Source organism: Streptomyces sp. NBC_00669, from assembly GCF_036226785.1.
GTDB lineage: Bacteria > Actinomycetota > Actinomycetes > Streptomycetales > Streptomycetaceae > Actinacidiphila.
Genome location: NZ_CP109018.1, coordinates 8,954,564 through 8,972,102, shown reverse-complemented (window position 1 = coordinate 8,972,102; position 17,539 = coordinate 8,954,564). Strand labels below are relative to the sequence as shown.

The following is a 17,539-nucleotide window of genomic DNA, read 5'->3' as shown; positions in this document are numbered from 1 at the left end:
GCCCCGTACCGGCCACGACCACACCCGGACGGCGAGGACGGGGCCGCTCACCGTGCTCGTGAGCGGGCCCGTCCGCCCTCTCATCCGCGGGCCGATGATCAGCCGGCGGCGCTCGCCACGACCTCGGAGACCACCGGGGCCGGGCTGCCGGCCGTCCACAGCAGGCGGACGGTGTCGGTCGCGACGCCGTGCGCGGGCAGGCGGGTGTAGGGCCCGGTCAGCGCGCCGATCGTCCGCCATGTCGTGCCGTCGTGGACCTGCACCAGGGCCCGGGCGCGGCCGGTGCCGGGCTGCAGGACCAGCACCGAGTCCAGTGCCTTCGCCGCCGGCAGCGTCACGACGAGCGCGTCGCCGGAGGCGGGGGCGGCGCCGGCGTGGTAGGCGGTGGTCAGGTCGCCGTCCACCGCGGCGGCCAGCGACGAGTCCGCCGCCGGGGCCGGGGTCCCGGACGCGGTGACCGCCGTCAGCGGTGAGCCGACCGTGAACTCCCGTACCACCACCCAGTTGTCCTGCGCCGCGGTGTTGCGCAGCCGCACGTAGCGGGCGGTGGTCCCGGCGGGGGCTTCGGCCTTCACCTCGGCGGTGTCGCTGAAGTCGCCCAGCGATTTCCAGGTGGTGCCGTCGGAGGAGTACTCCAGGGTCCCCTGGTGGATGTAGTCGTCGGCGCTCGACGCCTTGCCCATGAGGATGTCGACGGTGCTGATCGGCCGCGCCGAGCCCAAGTCGACACCGACGTAGTCACCGACCGACGGGGCCGCGTCCGACCAGAAGAAGGTGTCGGGGTCGCCGTCGGTGTAGTTCGCGGGGCTGTTGCCGTTGTAGGTGCCCAGGGAGGTGGTCGCCGTGGAACGGGTGTGCACGACGCCGAGCGCGGCGTCGTACCGGTTCTCGGCGTCGGTGACGAAGGTGTCCACCACGGTGTCCCCGACCAGGACGCCGTGTGCGGAGGCCGCCGCGACCAGCGCGGGCAGCGCCTGCCGGTCGGCCCACGCGTGGGCCGCGTCGCCCGCCTGCTGCCGTTGCAGCATGTCCAGGGCGGTGAGCGTGGCCGTTCCCCAGTCGGCCGTGGAGTCGAGCCACGGCGCGGCGTCGGTGAGGAAGCCCTGTTCGCTGTGCGGCAGATGTGCCCGCAGGTACGCGGGGGCTGCGGCGACGGCGGCCAGGCGGGGGCTCAGGGTGCGGGCGGCCTTGGCCGGGTCGGTCGGCCAGGCGGTCCAGAACTGCTTGATCGCGGCGCTCAGTTCGGGTGCCTGACCGCCGGTCAGCGCCGAGGTGTAGTTCAGGTCGGCGAAGGCCCGCAGGGCGGCGGCGGTCCTCGGGTCTCCCCCGGCGAGCTCGCTGAGGGACGCGTTCCACGAGGTCTGCGGGTCGTAGGCCCCCGCGTTCCACAGGTAGTCCGCCATCGTGAACAGCGCGATCCTCGACGCGTACGGCTGGATCATCGGGTTCGAGGTGAGCCCCGCCACCGCGCCGGCCACGCCCGGCTCGCGCCCGGTGTAGGGGGCGAGGAGCAGCCGGTTGGTGACGTAGTCGTTGACCGGGTAGTTGTCCCAGACCAGGATCTTGTGGCCGAAGACCTGCCGGGCTTCCTGGGCCTGGGCGGTCGTGATGGTGGGCGCGACGACGCCTTCGCCGGTCCACTCCACCAGCACGGCGGGGTCCAACTGCTGGGCGATGGCGGTCTTGTAGGGGCTGGGCGAGGTGTCGTAGTACTCCGTGGGCACCATCTGCAGCGGCGCGGCGCCGGGGTGGGTGGCGATGAAGTCCTGCTGCACCCGGTTGAGCAGATACGACTGCGCCGCGCCCGCCGCGCCGCCGCCGGTGCCGAACCTGGTCTTGTCGGCGTCGCAGTTCCAGTTGGTGTAGCTGATGTCGTCCAGCGGGACGGCGAAGGAGCGCACACCCACGTCCCACAGCGTCTGGAACTTGGCCACCAGCGCCTTCTCGTCCGCGTCGGAGCTGTAGCAGACGGACAGGCCGGGTGAGAGCGCGTAGGTGAACGCCACGTGGTCGGCGGTGGCGCGGTCGGACAGGCTCTTGATCACCGCGAGCTTGTCGGCCGGGTACGGGTCGCGCCACTGCGCCCGCAGGTAGGGGTCGTCCTTGGGCGAGTACACGTAGATGTTCATCTTGTGCGCGGCGAGGTAGTCGAGCTGGTCCAGGCGGGCCGGGTCCGACCAGGGCGTGCCGTAGAAGCCCTCGATGACGCCCCGCAAGGGGGTGGACGGCCAGTCCCGCACGGCGAGCCCGTCCAGCGTGCGGCGGGGAGCGCGCCCGTCGGGCCGCACGAGCTGGCGGAGGGTCTGCGCGGCGTAGAAGGTGCCGGTGGGATCGGCTCCGGCCAGCACGATCGACCTGTTCCCGACGCCCAGTTCGTAGCCTTCGGCCGGCAGCCCGGCGGTTCCGGGCAGCCGGAGCACGGCCAGCGCCGCCGCGGACCCGGGGGTCTCGGCCGGGCCGCCGACGTACACCGTGAGGCCGCCGTGCCGCGCGGGGTGGTCGGCGCGGGCGAAGGTGCGGGCGCCTCCGGCGCGCAGGGCCTGCTCGGTCGCGCTGATCGCCGAGGTGTCCGCGGACGGCCCGGCGACCAGGGTCACGGCAGGGGTGATGGTGACGTGGCCGGTGTGCGGGGTGACGGAGCGGGGGGTGGGGAAGATCCGCGGTGCGCTCGGGGCGGCGGCGGCATGCGCCGTCCCCCGGACGCCGGGCAACGCGCCGGTGGCCGCGAGCGCGAGGGCGGCGGCGGCCACGACCACTGTGCGTCTGGCGCGGGTCGATCCGTGGGAGTGCTGCACGAGTCATCCTCCTTGGTCTGCTGTCCGGCTTGCTCCTGAGTGCGCTGTGCCTTCGCGGGCCGCGCCCGCCGGCAGGGTCAGCCGGCGGGGCGGGCCTGGTGCGACCATCGAGCGAGGGGTGCGGTGATCGAGGAGTTCCGTGATCGAGGAGTACGTCGCCGTGCGCGTGGCGGGCGCGCTCGGCGTGGAGGTGCCACGGGTGCCGGACGGTGGGCCGTGACCGTCCGGCGGGCTCACAGTGGTCTAGACATCTACGGTAGGCCCGGTGAAATTGCGACGTCAATGGCGCGGCGGGAGCGCCCTGGCGCCGCTCCGGTCTACGTGGCGCGCACGTGGACCGGGGCGGTGGGCGCCGACATCAGGCCCGTCACGGGGTCGACGCCGACCGCGGTGAGTACCGCGGACCCACGCTGGAGGTGCGTGTCGCAGCGCCAGTTCCCGTGCCGGTCGGCGGGTTGGTCCACGCAGGCGGGCTTGCCCGACACCGAGACGGTGACCAGTTCGCCCGGGGTGGCGGTGCCCTCGATCCGTATCCGGCCCGCGTGGACCGAGGACGCGTCGGCCGGCCTTACGAGCACCGGCGCGGCGGCCGGCTTGCCGGGCACGCTCACCAGGGCGCCGGCCACGGAGGCGAAACTGCCGCCGGACGCGGGGTTCTTGCTGCCGGTGACGGTCACGGTCAACGTGTGCCGCTGGGCGGGGTCGAGGCCGGTGCGGGTGAACACCGAGGCCAGAGCGCCGTTGCCGCTGTAGAGGTCGACCGCGGTGGGCGAGCCGCCGTCCACCGACACGTCGACGATGCCGTTGCTGGCGTTGGCCATGGACTGAAGGGTGACGCTGTCCCCCTGGAAGGTCAGCGTCGCCTTGTCACCGGCGGTGTCGTCCCAGGTGTTTCCGCCGCCGGACTGCCACGAGCCGCTGTACTGCCACTGGTTCACCGCGCTGCCGGTGGCGTCGTAGCCGACGTTCGTCACCGCTTCCGGGGTGTGCGTGCCGGCCGGCAGCGCGACCGGGACCGCGAGGTCGGTCAGCGTGCTGACCTTGAGGTTGTCGTACTGCTCGCCTGCCAGATAGCCACTGGCGACCAGGCCGACCTTCCCGGCGGCGAGGGTGGTGTCCGTGGCCGAGCCGACGGTGGTGCCGTCGACGGAGGCGTAGATCAGCGAGCCGTCGAAGGTGAGCGCCAGGTTGTGCCAGGTGTTCAGCCCGGCCGCCGAGGACAGCGTTCCGCCGGCCAGCGACCGTGCCGCGCTGCCCGAGCCGTCCGCGAGGTTGATCGACCAGGCGCCGGTGTCGCTGAGCGTGAGCGAGTAGTAGTGCACCTTCGACGGGTCCTCCTCCGTGCCGCCGAGGTTGCTCTGGCGGCCCAGAATCCCGACCGAACCCGGCTGGGCGTTGCGCACGTCGGCGGACACCTGGTAGTTGCTCCAGGCTTCGTCGCCGCCCACCGTGTACGGGTAGGGGGTCTGGATGTTCGACTGCCATTCGAGCGGCTTGGTCGGGGTGTCCATCTGCACGCAGTTGCCGCCGCGGCCGGCACACGGCTCGACGGTGAACGCGCCCTCCATGGTGGCCAGGTAGCGGGCCTGCTGGCCCCGGGTCCCGGTGGTGAACGAGTCGGAGTAGGGCAGTGCGAGCGGCTTGCTCGCCGGCGCCGCGGCGCTTCCCTTGTGCTGCCCGGTCGTGGTGGTGAACGAGTAGAGGTGGTCGGGCTGGAGGGTCATCGTGACCGTGCCGTGCGCGTCGGGTACGAGCGTGCGGTCCTGCGCGAACCACTGCGAACGGTCGTTGGAGACCAGGTTGGTGCTCCACACGTGCACGGGCCGGGTGGACAGGCCGCCGCTGACGGTGAGCTTCACCGTCTGGGGGCCGGTGGCCCGGGTCGTCTCGACGACGGAACTCCAGTCCTTGCCGCCGGGCGACTTCAACGTCACGTAGCTGCCGACGTCGTCGGAGCTCCGGCCGCCGAGGTAGCCGCTGGCGCCGTCCAGGTACTGCCAGCCCGGCTGCGCGAACTGCGTGGTGTGCGCGGTCACCCAGGTCGACAGGCCGACGTCGTAGGAGCCCGTCCACGGCTCGTCGGCCCTGACCAGTCCCTGGTCGGCGAAGCCGACGTCCGAGTAGGCCGAGGCGACGGCGGGCCAGTTGATGCTCGCGGTCATCCGGCCGTCGACGTAGTCGATGTTGTCGGCGCGGGCCATCGGCAGACCGCCGGCATTGTAGCTCATCGAGCCCTGTTCAGCGGCCCACAGCGGGGTGTTCAGTGCCTGGGCGGCCGGCGAGGAGGGGCAGGACGTCTCCACGTCGGGGTAGTCCGAGATCGGCGTGGGGCCGTTCCACCCGCAGGGGTAGTGCTCGCCGATGACCGAGACCGCCTTGGCGAAGTCCGGGTCCTGCGCCATGGCGCCGCTGACGTCGGAGAACGAGCTGACCTGGTCCGCGGCCACCAGCTTGACCCCGGCGAAGCCGTGCGCGTCCAGCGCCGCCCGGAGATCCTTCCACCAGGCCGCGGTCCAGCCGCCCTTCTCGTTCCAGCCGCCCATGTAGGCGAAGGTGAGGCCGCGTTGCTTGGCGCAGCCCAGCCAGTCGGTGATGTACTGGATGCCGTTCTGCGTGTACATGCTGGAGCCGACCCAGCCCGGCGCCGCCCAGGTCAGCCCGTAGAGCTTGATCTGCGGGTTGCGCTTCACCGCCTGCTGGGCAAGCCAGAACTCGTAGCCCGCCTGGCAGTTGATCACTCCCCGGGTCTCCTCGACGGTCTGCTCGGCGCCGGAGGTGGTGTTCCCGTCCCCGCTGGTCTCGACCTTCAGGAGCTGCAGGTCGGCGCCGTAGCCGGGCTTGAAGAGGTAGTCCAGGATCGCGTTGCGCTGCGCGGCCGGGTAGTCGGTGAGCAGCCGGGTGTTGCCACCGCCGCCGCTGATCGCGCCGAGCCCGTCGAAGGTGCGTCCGGTGTCCTGGCCGTTGACCGCGATCGAGGTGTCCGGCAACGCGGCCGCGCCGGCTCTGGCCGGGGCCAGCAGGACTGCCGCGGCGGCCATGATCAGGGCCAGGACGGCGGCGACGGCCACGAAGCGGTCCCCACCGCCCGATCTCCGTCGCTCGGTGTGCGTGTGCATGGCATGTCTCCTGGGAGGACGGCGTCCTCATCGGTGGATGACTGCTGGTCAGGTGCGATGGTGTGCGAGACCGATCGGTACACCCGCCGGACCCAACGAAACCCATCAGATTCGCTCAGACGGCCCTGAGAGTAAGGAGCCGGTCGCATGGCGTCAAGGTTTCGCGCAAGCAACGCGGCGCGCTGGCTTGATCGGAACGGCGGCAGACCGATCAACTTCACTCAGCAGTGCGCGCGTTCCGTGCACCCGGCCGTCACGAGGAAGCCCGCTCCGCCCCGTCCGCCCCGAACAGCCGCCCCTCCACGTCCTGGAGGCCGTAGCGCAGGGCGCCGAGCGCGACCGACTCGTCGCCCAGGCTCGATGCCTGGACCTCCGGCGGGAACAGGCACAGGTCGGCCAGGTGCCGGCTGACCGGCTCGATGATGTCGTCGCCGGCCTGGGAGATGCCGCCGCCGACGACGACCAGCGTCGGGTCGATGGTCATCGACATGACGGCGACTCCGGTGGCCAGGTCGCGGGCGAAGCGGTCGACCAGCTCCCGGGCCTGGGCGTTGCCCTCGCGCAGATCCGTGAAGACCCGCAGCGTCGCGTCGCCTGTCGTGCCGCCGGGGGCGTAGGCCAGAAGGCGGCGGTAGCTGTTCGCCCAGTCCAGCAGGCCGAGGGTGCCGATCTCCCCGGCGGCGCCCCGATGACCGCGGTAGGGCCTGCCGTCGATGAGCACGGCCGCGCCCAGGCGGTGGCCCGCGTGGATGTACACGAGGTCGGGCACCCCGTCGGCAACGCCCCGCCACTGCTCGGCCAGTGCGGCCATGCGCATGTCGTTCTCGGCGTGGATCGGCCCGTCCACGCTGCCGATACCCAGCGTCCGGGCGAGCTCGTCCGCGAGGTTCAGCCCCGTCAACTCCGGCATGGCGTTGGACAGGACCACCCGCCCCCGGGCGTCCACGACCCCCGGGGAGGCGATCACGGCTGCCAGCAGTGGGCTGCGATCGGCGACGGGTTCGCGGGCCAGACAGGCGGTGACCGCGTCGCCCATCGCCGCCAGCCGCCCGCGGGCGGGCAGGTCGGGATCGACGTCGATCCGCCGGGCCACGGTCACGGCCCCGCGCAGATCGGCCACCATCGCGAGGATCTTGTGCGCGCCGACGTCCACGCCCAGCACCCGGCCCGCGTCGGCGTGGAACTCGTAGCGCCTGGCCGGCCGTCCCGGCTGGCGGGCGGCCGCCGGGTCCGGCGCCGCACCCTCGGCGACCCAGCCCTGGGCGAGCAGTTCGGCCACGCCTTCCTCGCAGGTCGGCCGGGACAGGCCGGTGGACCGGGCGAGTTCGGTGACGGTCTGCGCGCCGTGCTCGTACATCCTGCTCAGCATCGCCGCCAGGTTCCGCCTGCGCAGTGCCGAAGGGTCCCCGCCCGTGATTCGCATCTGACCCCTGCCTCGATTCATACGTGATCATCCTGGCCGCGACCCCTTGACAAGCAGGCGCAGGAGACCAGTATCTTCTCGACTCAATTGTTAAACAAGTCTTGTTATCTATCACCACGACGGATGGGGACTTCCGTGAGACGCAAGCTGATGCCGCTGGCCGCTTCGGGCCTGGTGGCGGCGATACTCCTGTCCGGCTGTGCGGCCGGCGGCTCCGGCAAGGCGTCGGGAGGTGGAGGCGGGAAGGGGAAGGTCACGCTGACCTTCCTGACCTTCGAGACGCCGAACCTGACGGCCAAGTACTGGGACGACGCGATCGCCCGGGCCTCGGCGAAGGTGCCAGGCGTCACCATCAAGAAGCTGGTGGCCCCGTCGGTGGACCGCGTCGGCTACGCCAAGCAGCTCGCGGCCTCCGGCCAGTTGCCGGACATCATGATCGGGGTGTCGCCGAACGGGTTCGCGCAGGCCGGCCAGCTCGCCTCGTGGAGCGACGGGCAGCTCAGCGACTTCGTGTCGCCGCACTCCAACCCCATCGGCGGCAAGATCTACCAGCTGCCGTACGACACCCAGCCGACGCCGCTGGTGTACTACAACAAGTCCGACTTCACCGCCGCCGGGATCGCCGCCCCGCCGAAGACGTACCAGGACCTGCTGGACGACTGCGCGAAGTTGAAGACCAAGGGGATCAACCCGCTGGTGGTGGGCGGTGGCGGCAAGGACACCTGGGCCGACATGTACCCGCTGATCGGCGCGGTGGCCACCGACACCTACCGGCCCGAGCCCGACTGGCTGGCGCAAAAGGCCAAGGGCAAGGCCAAGTTCACCGATCCGGCGTTCACCAAAGCCGCGCAGAAGGTCTCGGACCTGGCGAAGAAGGGCTACATCGATCGCGCGGGCCTGTCCCGCTCCTACGCCGACGACGAGCAGGCGTTCCGCGCCAACAAGGGCGCGATGTACCCGATGGGCTCGTGGTTCGCCGCCTCCGCGGACGCGAAGAAGCCCCCCTTCGACGTGGGCGTGTTCGCCTGGCCCTCCGACGACGGCTCGCTGGTCATGCCGTCCTACACCGGTGGCGGCATGTCCGTGTCCTCCAAGGCCCCCGACGTCGCGCTCGCCCAGAAGTGGGCGCTGGCGTTCATGCTCGACAAGACCTCGCTGGACGCCTCGGTGAAGACCGACGGGTCGATCATCGCGCTGAAGGACTACACCCCGCCCGCCGGCATGGGCCCGGTCTACACCGCCACGCTCGACCTCTACCAGCAGGCGGTGAAGCAGCACGCGATCGTCGACGCCTTCTCGGTCGAGTCCGGCGACGACTCGCTGCCCGCCGGTGTCGCGGACAAGGCCGCCGCCGGAGTCGCCGACCTGATCAACGGCAAGAAGACCGCGCAGGAGTTCGGGGCGTTCCTCGACTCCGAATGGGCCAAGGCCGACGAGTAGCCCGCGCCCTCCCGCACGACGACCCAGGAACGAGGAGAAGACAGACATGACCGCGACACTCGCGCCCCCGGGCGCGCACACCCGGGACGCGCCGGGTGCCGGTCCGGCCCGGCGATGGTCCGCCCGGTGCTCCAAGGTGTGGCACTTCCTGACCTTCGGCGCCCCCGGACTCGTCGTCTACCTCGCCTTCGTCCTGGTGCCGATCGCCATGACGATCGGCACCAGCCTCACCAACCGCAACCCGGCCAATCCGCCGACCCGGTGGGTCGGTCTGCGGAACTACACCCGGCTGTTCTCCGACCCCGACTTCACCGGCGCGTTGAAGAACACCGTCGTCGTCACCGTCATCATCACGGTCCTGGCCAACCTCCTCGGGCTGCTCGTCGCCCTGTTGCTCGACCGGCGCGGCTGGCTCTACAACGCCCTGCGCTCGGTGTTCTTCACGCCGGTCGTGCTGTCCTCGGTCGTGGTCTCGGTGATCTGGCAGGCGATCCTCACCGACGACGGGCTGCTCAACTCGATGCTGAAGAAGCTCGGGGTGCACCACCCGCCCGGCTGGCTGTCCGACCCCGATCTCGCGCTGTACTCGGTCGCGTTCATCATCACCTGGCAGATGCTCGGCTTCTGCGTCGTCGTCTACCTGGCCGGCCTGGCCGGTGTGCCGGCCGAACTGCACGAGGCCGCCTCCATCGACGGCGCCGGCATCTGGACACGCTTCAGGAACGTCACCTGGCCGATGCTGGCGCCCGCGCTGACCATCAACACGGTCATGCTGCTGATCAGCGGGTTCAAGGCGTACGACCAGATCCAGGTGATCACCAACGGCGGCCCGGGCAACGGCACCACCTCCACCGTCGCCTTCGAGGTCGTGCAGACCACGTTCACCGGAAACCACATCGGGTACGGCGCGGCGATGGCCACCGTCATGCTCGCCATCATCGCGGTGATCTCGGTCCTCGCGCTGCGCGTGCTCCAGCGGCGGGAGGTCACGCTGTGAACTCCCAGCGGTCCTTGTGGCTCCGGCCGATAGCGGCGCTCTTCGTCACCGCGGTGTTCTTCCTCCCGCTCTACGTGGTCCTGGTCAACGTGTTCAAGCACGGCCCGGACATCACCGCGCACCCGGTGAGCCTGCCGATCCCGCCGACGCTCTCCTCGATCCACCAGGTGCTGTCCCGCCCGGACCACCTGTTCTGGTACGGCCTCATCAACAGCGTCGAGGTCACCGCCATCTCCGTCACCGCCCTGACGATCGTCTCCGCCATGCTCGGGCACTACCTGGCCCGGGCCAAGGGAGCCTGGGCCAAGGGGGTGCTGGCGACCCTGCTGTGCGGACTGATGATCCCGCCCGCGGTGATCCTCGAACCGGTCACCGAGGTGCTGCGCCGGCTCGGCCTGATGACCACGATCCCGGGGCTGGTGCTGGTCAACGTCGGGTACTACGTGCCGTTCGGCGTGTTCGTCTTCACGGGTTTCGTCAAGACCATCCCGATCGAGCTGGAGGAGGCCGCGGCCCTCGACGGCGCCGGGCCGTTCCGCGTGTTCTGGAAGATCGTGTTCCCGCTGCTGCGCCCGGCCTCGGCGTCCGTCCTGATCTTCCTCGGCGTCTGGATCTGGAACGACTTCCTCAACCCGCTGATCATCATGGGCCCGGCGAACGGCACCACCGTCACCGTGGGCATCTACCGGGCCATCGGGGAGCACCAGTCGGACTTCGGCGCGGTCTTCGCGCTGATGTTCCTCGCCACCATCCCGATCCTCGTCTTCTACCTGGCGTTCCAGCGCCACTTCGTCAAGGGCCTGACAGGCGGCGCGACCAAGGGGTGACTCCGCTTCCCCCGACCCCCGCCGCCTCGCTACCTGATCGCTCAACAGGAGTACTTGTGAACCTTGCCGCCCCGCCCGCCGGCGGCGCACCCGCCTCCACACCGTTCGTCACGGGGGACCTGTCCGCGCCGATCGGGCGTCCGCTGTCGCTGGTCGTCCTCGGCGCGGGAGCCCGCGGCGAGGCCTACGCCGACCTGGCGGCAAAGAGCCCGGAGCGGGCCCGGGTGGTGGCCGTCGCCGAAGCCCGCGACGGCGTCCGCCGGGCGTTCGCCGCCCGGCACGCGGTCAGCGACGAGTTCTGCTTCACCGACTGGCGCGAGGTGCTGGAACGGCCCCGGCTGGCCGACGTTGCGATCGTCGCGATCCAGGACGCCGACCACGTCGAGGCGGCCGTCGCCCTGGCCGACCTCGGCTACCAGCTGCTGCTGGAGAAGCCGATGGCCACCACGCAGGAGGACTGCGACGCCATCGCCGAGGCCGTACAGCGCAACGGCACCGCGCTGGCTCTGGCCCACGTCATGCGGTACACGCTCTACTCCGTGGCGCTGAAGAAGCTGCTGCGGGACGGCGCGATCGGCGACATCGTCTCCCTGCAGCACCTGGAGCCGGTCGGCTACTACCACTTCGCGCACTCCTTCGTGCGCGGCAACTGGCGCCGCGAGGACCAGTCGGCGCCGCTGCTGCTGGCCAAGTCCTGCCACGACATCGACTGGCTGTGCGACGTCGTCGGCCGGCCGGTCCGGCGGGTGTCGTCGTTCGGGTCGCTCACCCACTTCCGTCCCGAGTCCGCCCCCGAAGGCGCCACGGATCGCTGTGTCACCTGCCCGCTGGAGTCCTCGTGCGCCTTCTCGGCGCCCCGGCTCTACCGGGACGGGCTGCGCCGGGGAGGCACCAAGCAGTACTTCACCCGCATCGCGACCGCCGGGGAGCTGACCGAGGAGGCCGTCACCGCGGCGCTGACCGACGGGCCGTACGGCCGCTGCGTCTACCACAGCGACAACGACGTGCCGGACCACCAGGTGGTGAACCTGGAGTTCGACAACGCCGTGACCGTGTCCTTCGTCCTGACCGCGTTCACCCCGATGGAGAACCGGCAGACGAAGATCTTCGGCACCCGCGGCCAGCTCACCGGGGACGGCCGCCACATCGAGGTGTACGACTTCCGCACCGAGCGCACCACCGTCATCGACACCTCCCTCGACGGCTCCTCCGCGGCCGAAGGACACGCCGGAGGCGACGCGGCCATGTTCAACGCCTACATCGACGCCCTGCACGGCGGCCGGCCCGAGCTGATCGTCTCCGGGATCGAGGCCAGCCTGGCCAGCCACCGCGTGGTCTTCGCCGCCGAGCGGGCCCGGCACGCCGGGACGGTCGTCGAGCTCTGACCGTAGCGGCCCCCTGACGTACCACCCCCCGCACCACACCCGTACACCCGTACACCCGTACACCCGTGAAGAACGCATTCTCGTCCGAGGAAGGACCCCTCGCGTATGGACCTGAGACGAAAACTCACCCCTCGCCTGACCGCCGCGATCGCGGTGGCGGGCCTGCTGACCGCCCTGCCGGCGGCGGCCGGCATCCAGACCGTGTCGGCGGCGACCGGATCGCACCACTCCGGTGATGTCCTGGTGGACGCCGGCTACCTGCGGGTGGGGATGGACGCCACCGGCACGGTCACCAGCCTGGTCGACTCCCGCGACGGCCGGAACTACCTGGTGGCGGGGCACGGCACCGCTCCCCTGGTCAGCCTGGTCATCGGTGGGCGGCAGGTGAAGCCGACCTCACTGCGGCGCTCCGGCGGCACGCTGGTGTTCGGCAACTCCGCGGCCGGCACCGAGGTCGACGTCGCGGTCAGCGACCGGACGTCGTACTCCACGTTCACCGTCACGAAGGTCAAGGCGCCCCGCGGCGCCGACGTGCAGACCCTGCTGTGGGGCCCGTTGGCGACCACGCTGACCGGCTCGCTCGGCGAGTCGGCGGGCCTGGCGAGCAACAGCGGATTCACGGCCGGGATGAAGGTGCTCAACGACCGCACCGAGGGCGGCTGGCCCCGTGAGGACACCGGCATGGGCTGGGAGAACGAGGTGTCGGACAACCCGTCCGACCTTCAGGTGGCACCGCTGGAGCAGTGGAGCGTCGGCGGCCGGACCCCCTGGGGCAACCTCCTGCGCGCCTTCACCTTCGACTACACCAAGCAGCGGCTGCGGACGAACGACTCCGGCTACGGGATTCCGGTCGGGCCGCTGCCCGGTGCCCAGGGCAGCATCGTCGGCTCGCGGATCGCGCTGTACGGCACCACCCCGGATCTCGCGCCGACCGTCCTGTCGACGATCGCCAAGGGCCAGAACCTGCCGTACCCGACGATCGACGGGCAGTGGCAGAAGGCGGCGCAGGCGACCTCCAAGTCCATCCTGGTGCTGTCCGACCTCAACACCGGCAACGTCGCGGACGCCGACCGGTTCGCCAAGGCCGCCGGCATCGACACGGTCTACTCGCTGCCCGGGGCCGACGGCCCCTGGCAGTCCGCCGGGCACTTCCAGTTCAACTCCAGCTTCGGCGGCAGCGACGCCGGCGCGACCGCGCTGGTGCACGCCTCCACGTCCGACGGCGTCGCCGTCGGCGCGCACACCCTGTCGAACTTCATCGACACCAACGACCCCTACGTCCAGCCCGTGCCCAGCCCCGACCTCCAACTCGGCCAGAGCGCCGAGCTGACCCGGCCGCTGGCCGCCACCGACACCTCCCTGTACATGGCGAGCTGCGCGCCGCTGGCCGACGGTCTGGCGGGCAAGTCCCTGCTGATCGACCACGAGTTCGTGAACTACACGGGGTTCACCACCGTCGGTGACGAGTGCCAGGTGACCGGGCTGACCCGGGCCCAGTGGTCCTCGGCCGCCGCCGACCACGCCGCCGGCGCCACCGCCGCCCGGGTGCCGCACAACTCGTACGACGGCGCCCTGGGCGACCTGAAGCTCATCGACGCCACCGCCACCCGGTTCGCGACCATCTGGAACACCACCGGCATCAGCGCGACCTCGTTCGACGGGCTGGAGTCCGCCTCGGAGGCCGGCTGGGGCCAGTACGGCATGGCCCGCATGGTCAACGGGGCCTTCGCGCAGCTGAAGGCCAAGGACGGCTTCATCTCCGAGACCAGCCGCGAGGGTTCGAACGTCTGGGACGCGCTGTCCCGGGCCAGCTGGGGCGAGGTCGGCTCCACCAGCATGAACCAGGTGTTCATCAACAACGCCTACTACCAGGCCAACTACCTGCCCGGGATGCTCGGCTGGATCTCGCTGCCGGGAGGCGCCGCCCTCCACACGGTCGAGGACACCCTCGCACGGGGCGCGGGCCTGAACGCCGGCGCCGGATTCGAGACCTCCGTGTCCAGCCTGACCAACGGCGGGCAGAACACGGCGGCCCTGCTCGACGAGGTCAAGCAGTGGGAGACGGCCCGCAACCTCGGAGCCTTCACCGACGACGAACGCGCCCAGTTCCGCGACCAGTCCACGCACTGGCACCTGAGCGTCATCACGCCCGGCAGCTCCTGGTCGCTCCAGCAGCTCGACGCCGCCGGCAACGCCGTCGGCGCGCCCCGGACGGTCTCCGTCCCCACCCCGGGCTTCACCAGCACCAGCCTGCCGGGCATGACGCCCGGCAAGCTCTACGAGGCACGGCCGGCCGCGAACGTGCCCTCGATCATCCGCTACACCGTCACCGCGGGCACCCTGCCCGCCGGCCTGCACCTCAACCCCGACACCGGCGGCATCACCGGCGTCCCGCTCACCGGCGCCCCCGCCAGGTTCACCCTCACCGGCAAGGGCGCGCCCGGCACCCCGGACGCGCGCCAGACCTTCACGATCCGGGTGGGGAACCCCTCACCCGCCGAGGGAGGCCGAACGCGCTGACCGTGGCGTAGTGGCACCGGTGGCCCGCTCTCCGGCCGGAGAGCGGGCCACCGGTGCGTCGACCACCCGCCGGCGCCCGGGCCGGTGCGTCAGGTCCGGGTAGCTCAGGACCGGGGAGCGCGGGTGCCGGACCTGGCCATGGTGAGGAAGACGCCGACGCAGCACGTCAGGAGGAGCGCGGTGGCGAGCAGGCTGGGTCGTGCCGCCTTCCCCAGGCCCCACGTGCAGAACCGGACGGTGAAGGGGACGGCCAGGGAGACGCTGGTGGTGAACAGCGCGCCCCGGCGCAGGAACAGCTCGTGCTGGATCACGTAGGCCGGCACGTACACCCCGCAACCGAGCAGCAGGATCTGCCCCCACTGCACGAGGGTGAGGTGGCCGAAGGAGTTGCGGGCCAGCGCGGGCAGCAGCAGCATCAGCGCCCCGGCCGCGAACACGGACGGCAGGGCCACCACCGAGGAGACGTCGGGGGCGAGCTTGCCGTAGAAGTGCGCGTACAGCGCCATCGAGACCATGGCGGCCACGGCGGCCAGCACTCCGACCAGCGCGCGGGTGGGGGTGACGCCGCCCCGGACGCCGAACCCGCTCCCCCGGTCGAGGAGGCCGTAGGCGACCGCCGCCGCGGCAGCCACGCAGGTGCCCACCAGTGCGGTCACGCCGGGGCGTTCGCGGAACAGCCACAGGCCGAGCACGAACGTCACGCAGGGCAGGAGCGCGAGGACGACGTTGGTGGTCGCGGCGCCGATCAGCCCGATGGCCCAGACCGAGGCCATCGAGTAGCCGAAGACCCCCAGGGCGCCCAGGGCGGCGACGGCGCGCGGGCGGCTGCGCACCACCTCCAGCGCGGGGCGTCTGGTGGTCCGGCGGGCGGCGGCGAGCAGCGACAGCCCGACGCAGCTGGTGCCCGCGCGGCCGGCGGCGACGGCGAACGGATCGGCGTGGGCGACCAGGTCCCCGGACAGCAGCCACGTCAGCGACAGCAGCGCCACCAGCGCTGCGGCCATGAGCAGGCTGGGCCCCCAGGCGAGTTCGCGCGCGGCCCTGCTGGTCCCCGGCGCGGTGGCGCCGGCCCGCGGTTTCGTCGACGCGTCCGTCACGGTCGCGCGGCCCCCTCGTCGTCACGGGCCCGCGGCCCAGAGCTTTCCCCGGATGCGTGGTCCACGGTACTTGCCCCTGTCCCCGCCCGGTTGCCGGGGCGGGGACAGGGGCGGGGACGGGTGCCGTGTCCCTCGCGGTGACCGTGTCAGTCGTTGATGAGGTCGAACTCCTCCCAGGGGCCGATCGCCGTGCGGTTGGCGATCAGCGCCGAGGCGCCGGCGTCCTCGGCCGTGACGATCTGCTGGTTGTTGTAGGCGCGGAAGCTGACGCTGCCGTCGGAGTTGTGCAGGAGGTAGAACGTCTCCCACGGGCCGACCGCACCGCGGTTGGCGATCAGCGGCGAGCTGCCCTTGTTCTCGGCGGTGACCCACTGGTTGTCGGAGTGCGCCCTCAGGTTCACGGTGTTGTTGTTGTTCGCGATCAGGTCGAAGGTCTCGTTGGTGCCGATCGAGGTGGCGTCGGCGATGAGCGAGGTGGTGCTGTTCGCCGCGTCGACGTACTTGCCGTTGGCGTGGGCCTTGAGGCTGATCACGGACTGGGTGGGCGGCGGGAACGTGGTGGTGTTGTTCGTGTAGCCGGCCGCGGTGACGTTGGCCTGCACGGCGTTCTCGGTGGCGTCGGTCGGGAAGCCCTTGGTGACGGCGCCCTCGAAGAACTCACCGGTGCCTTCGGGGCTGTTGTCGCCGCCGGTGCCCAACTCGATGGAGGGCTGCACCTTCATCGGGTTGTAGCCGTTGGGTAGGGCGCCGGAATACGCCTGTGACAGCCCGCCGGATTGCCCGTTTCCGTATTTCAGCGTGAAGTTCGTCGTGCCGTTGTTCTTCTCCCAGGCGGTCACGAACGAGCCGGTCTCGCTGGGGATGTTCGACGGGTTGGGGCCGGCCGCGCTGAAGTACATGCCGTTCTCGAGGTCGCCGCCGACCCAGGGGCCGGAGCCGGTGCAGCCGCCGGTCCAGCAGGCGGAGCCGTAGTAGATCGCGTTCATGGTCGCGTTGCCGTCGTCGGAGTCGTCGGCCTCGGCCGAGCCGAAGTCGAAGCAGCAGCTGCTGCTGGTGAGGTTCGACGACGTGAGCATGTACAGGCCCTCCGGCTGCGAGCCGGTGGGCACGTTCTTGGCGGCGTTGTTGCGGTATCCGGTACCGATGTTGTTGACCAGCACGCCGTAGGCGCCCTGGCCGCCGATGGTGATCGGCAGCGCCATCGCGTCCGCGCCGATGTCCGAGCCGTTCGGGCCGGGGCCGGAAAGCCCGCCCGAGCAGCCGGAGCAGGAACTGCCCGGCGAGATGGGCAGGTTGTTGGCGTTGGGCGCGTCTGGTCGTACAGCTGGGTGATGATGCACGTCGTGCCGGCGCAGAAGGAGACCTGCGGCGCCGAGGCGACCAGACCGCCGGCCGACGCGAGTCCGATGTTCAGGGTGCTGCTGTCCGAGGCGCGCTGGATCTGGTACAGCGGGCCGTCGTACGAGGAGAACATCGCCCGGGTGGTGCTGTACGCCGCCTCACACGGCGTGCCACCGGACGCGTAGATGTCGCAGGGCCCCGATGAAGCCGCCTCGGCGCGGGTCGCCGTGCCGAGGACCGGCACCGCGATCGCCACCGCGAGCAGGATCGCGATCAGCAGCCGCGTCCGGCGTCGGAGTGTGAGTAAGACCAGCACAAATGCCTCCGGAAATGTGATGGTGCCATTCCGCCCGTGGCGTTGAGCCGGATCTCGGCCGCGCTCATCGTCGGGCGCGGTCGGGGATCGCCGGTTTCTGCGCAGTGTTGTGGCAAAAGGCGGCGTCCCCAGTGGCGCAGCACACATGTTCAGCTGGCTCTAGACATAAGTCAAGACGATGGACTGGCCACAGTGGACCTTTCAAAGATTCTTCGGGGGAAAGGTGGCGCAAACGTCCGGAGCCTTCCGCACAAAGTGAGCACAACCGGTCGAACGGGCGCT

The 17,539-nt window shown here is 71.0% G+C and carries 10 protein-coding genes and 1 pseudogene; 5 read left to right on the top strand and 6 right to left on the bottom strand.

The window, feature by feature from the left end:
- Positions 1 to 98: 98 nt before the first annotated feature.
- The 3 genes from OG896_RS37615 to OG896_RS37605 all read right to left on the bottom strand — a co-directional run bounded on the left by OG896_RS37615 (position 99) and on the right by OG896_RS37605 (position 7,280).
- On the bottom strand, positions 99 to 2,795 hold the full coding sequence (locus tag OG896_RS37615) for a beta-N-acetylglucosaminidase domain-containing protein (protein ID WP_329372654.1): 2,697 nt from the start codon (positions 2,793 to 2,795) through the stop codon (positions 99 to 101).
- A gap of 317 nt (positions 2,796 to 3,112) precedes the next feature.
- The gene (locus OG896_RS37610; RefSeq protein WP_329372652.1) at positions 3,113 to 5,911 is read right to left on the bottom strand and encodes a galactosylceramidase; all 2,799 of its coding nucleotides are present in this window, start codon (positions 5,909 to 5,911) and stop codon (positions 3,113 to 3,115) included.
- Between the two features lie 253 nt (positions 5,912 to 6,164).
- Positions 6,165 to 7,280, bottom strand: a complete 1,116-nt coding sequence (locus OG896_RS37605; protein ID WP_329372650.1) for an ROK family transcriptional regulator — start codon at positions 7,278 to 7,280, stop codon at positions 6,165 to 6,167.
- A 189-nt stretch (positions 7,281 to 7,469) separates the two neighbouring features.
- Here OG896_RS37605 and OG896_RS37600 point away from each other — a divergent pair, with 189 nt between their 5' ends.
- The 5 genes from OG896_RS37600 to OG896_RS37580 all read left to right on the top strand — a co-directional run bounded on the left by OG896_RS37600 (position 7,470) and on the right by OG896_RS37580 (position 14,503).
- Complete coding sequence (locus tag OG896_RS37600) at positions 7,470 to 8,774, top strand: ABC transporter substrate-binding protein (protein ID WP_443057211.1); 1,305 nt, start codon at positions 7,470 to 7,472, stop codon at positions 8,772 to 8,774.
- 46 nt (positions 8,775 to 8,820) lie between these two features.
- Positions 8,821 to 9,771 (top strand): carbohydrate ABC transporter permease, encoded by a 951-nt coding sequence (locus OG896_RS37595; RefSeq protein WP_329372649.1) that lies wholly within the window; start codon positions 8,821 to 8,823, stop codon positions 9,769 to 9,771.
- Entirely contained in the window at positions 9,768 to 10,598 is an 831-nt protein-coding gene (locus OG896_RS37590; protein WP_329372647.1) for a carbohydrate ABC transporter permease, read from the top strand. Before OG896_RS37595 ends, OG896_RS37590 begins: the two co-directional genes overlap by 4 nt.
- Before the next feature lie 56 nt (positions 10,599 to 10,654).
- A complete protein-coding gene (locus OG896_RS37585) occupies positions 10,655 to 11,983 on the top strand; it encodes a Gfo/Idh/MocA family protein (RefSeq protein ID WP_329372645.1) in 1,329 nt (442 codons plus the stop codon).
- A gap of 105 nt (positions 11,984 to 12,088) precedes the next feature.
- The gene (locus tag OG896_RS37580; RefSeq protein WP_329372643.1) at positions 12,089 to 14,503 is read left to right on the top strand and encodes an Ig domain-containing protein; all 2,415 of its coding nucleotides are present in this window, start codon (positions 12,089 to 12,091) and stop codon (positions 14,501 to 14,503) included.
- A gap of 104 nt (positions 14,504 to 14,607) precedes the next feature.
- Here OG896_RS37580 and OG896_RS37575 read toward each other — a convergent pair whose 3' ends face one another.
- The 3 genes and pseudogenes from OG896_RS37575 to OG896_RS37565 all read right to left on the bottom strand — a co-directional run.
- On the bottom strand, positions 14,608 to 15,600 hold the full coding sequence (locus OG896_RS37575; RefSeq protein WP_329372641.1) for a DMT family transporter: 993 nt from the start codon (positions 15,598 to 15,600) through the stop codon (positions 14,608 to 14,610).
- 146 nt (positions 15,601 to 15,746) lie between these two features.
- Positions 15,747 to 16,940, bottom strand: a complete 1,194-nt coding sequence (locus OG896_RS37570) for an arabinofuranosidase catalytic domain-containing protein (RefSeq protein WP_329372639.1) — start codon at positions 16,938 to 16,940, stop codon at positions 15,747 to 15,749.
- A 26-nt stretch (positions 16,941 to 16,966) separates the two neighbouring features.
- Positions 16,967 to 17,404: pseudogene (locus OG896_RS37565) on the bottom strand (arabinofuranosidase catalytic domain-containing protein); the annotation flags it as partial.
- Positions 17,405 to 17,539 lie beyond the last annotated feature (135 nt).

What these genes read in the sequence shown, in the direction of transcription:
- OG896_RS37605 (WP_329372650.1), bottom strand. Translation starts at nt 7,280, where the DNA reads ATGCTGAGCAGGATGTACGAGCACGGCGCGCAGACCGTCACCGAACTC.
- OG896_RS37580 (WP_329372643.1), top strand. Translation starts at nt 12,089, where the DNA reads ATGGACCTGAGACGAAAACTCACCCCTCGCCTGACCGCCGCGATCGCG.
- OG896_RS37610 (WP_329372652.1), bottom strand. Translation starts at nt 5,911, where the DNA reads ATGCACACGCACACCGAGCGACGGAGATCGGGCGGTGGGGACCGCTTC.
- OG896_RS37595 (WP_329372649.1), top strand. Translation starts at nt 8,821, where the DNA reads ATGACCGCGACACTCGCGCCCCCGGGCGCGCACACCCGGGACGCGCCG.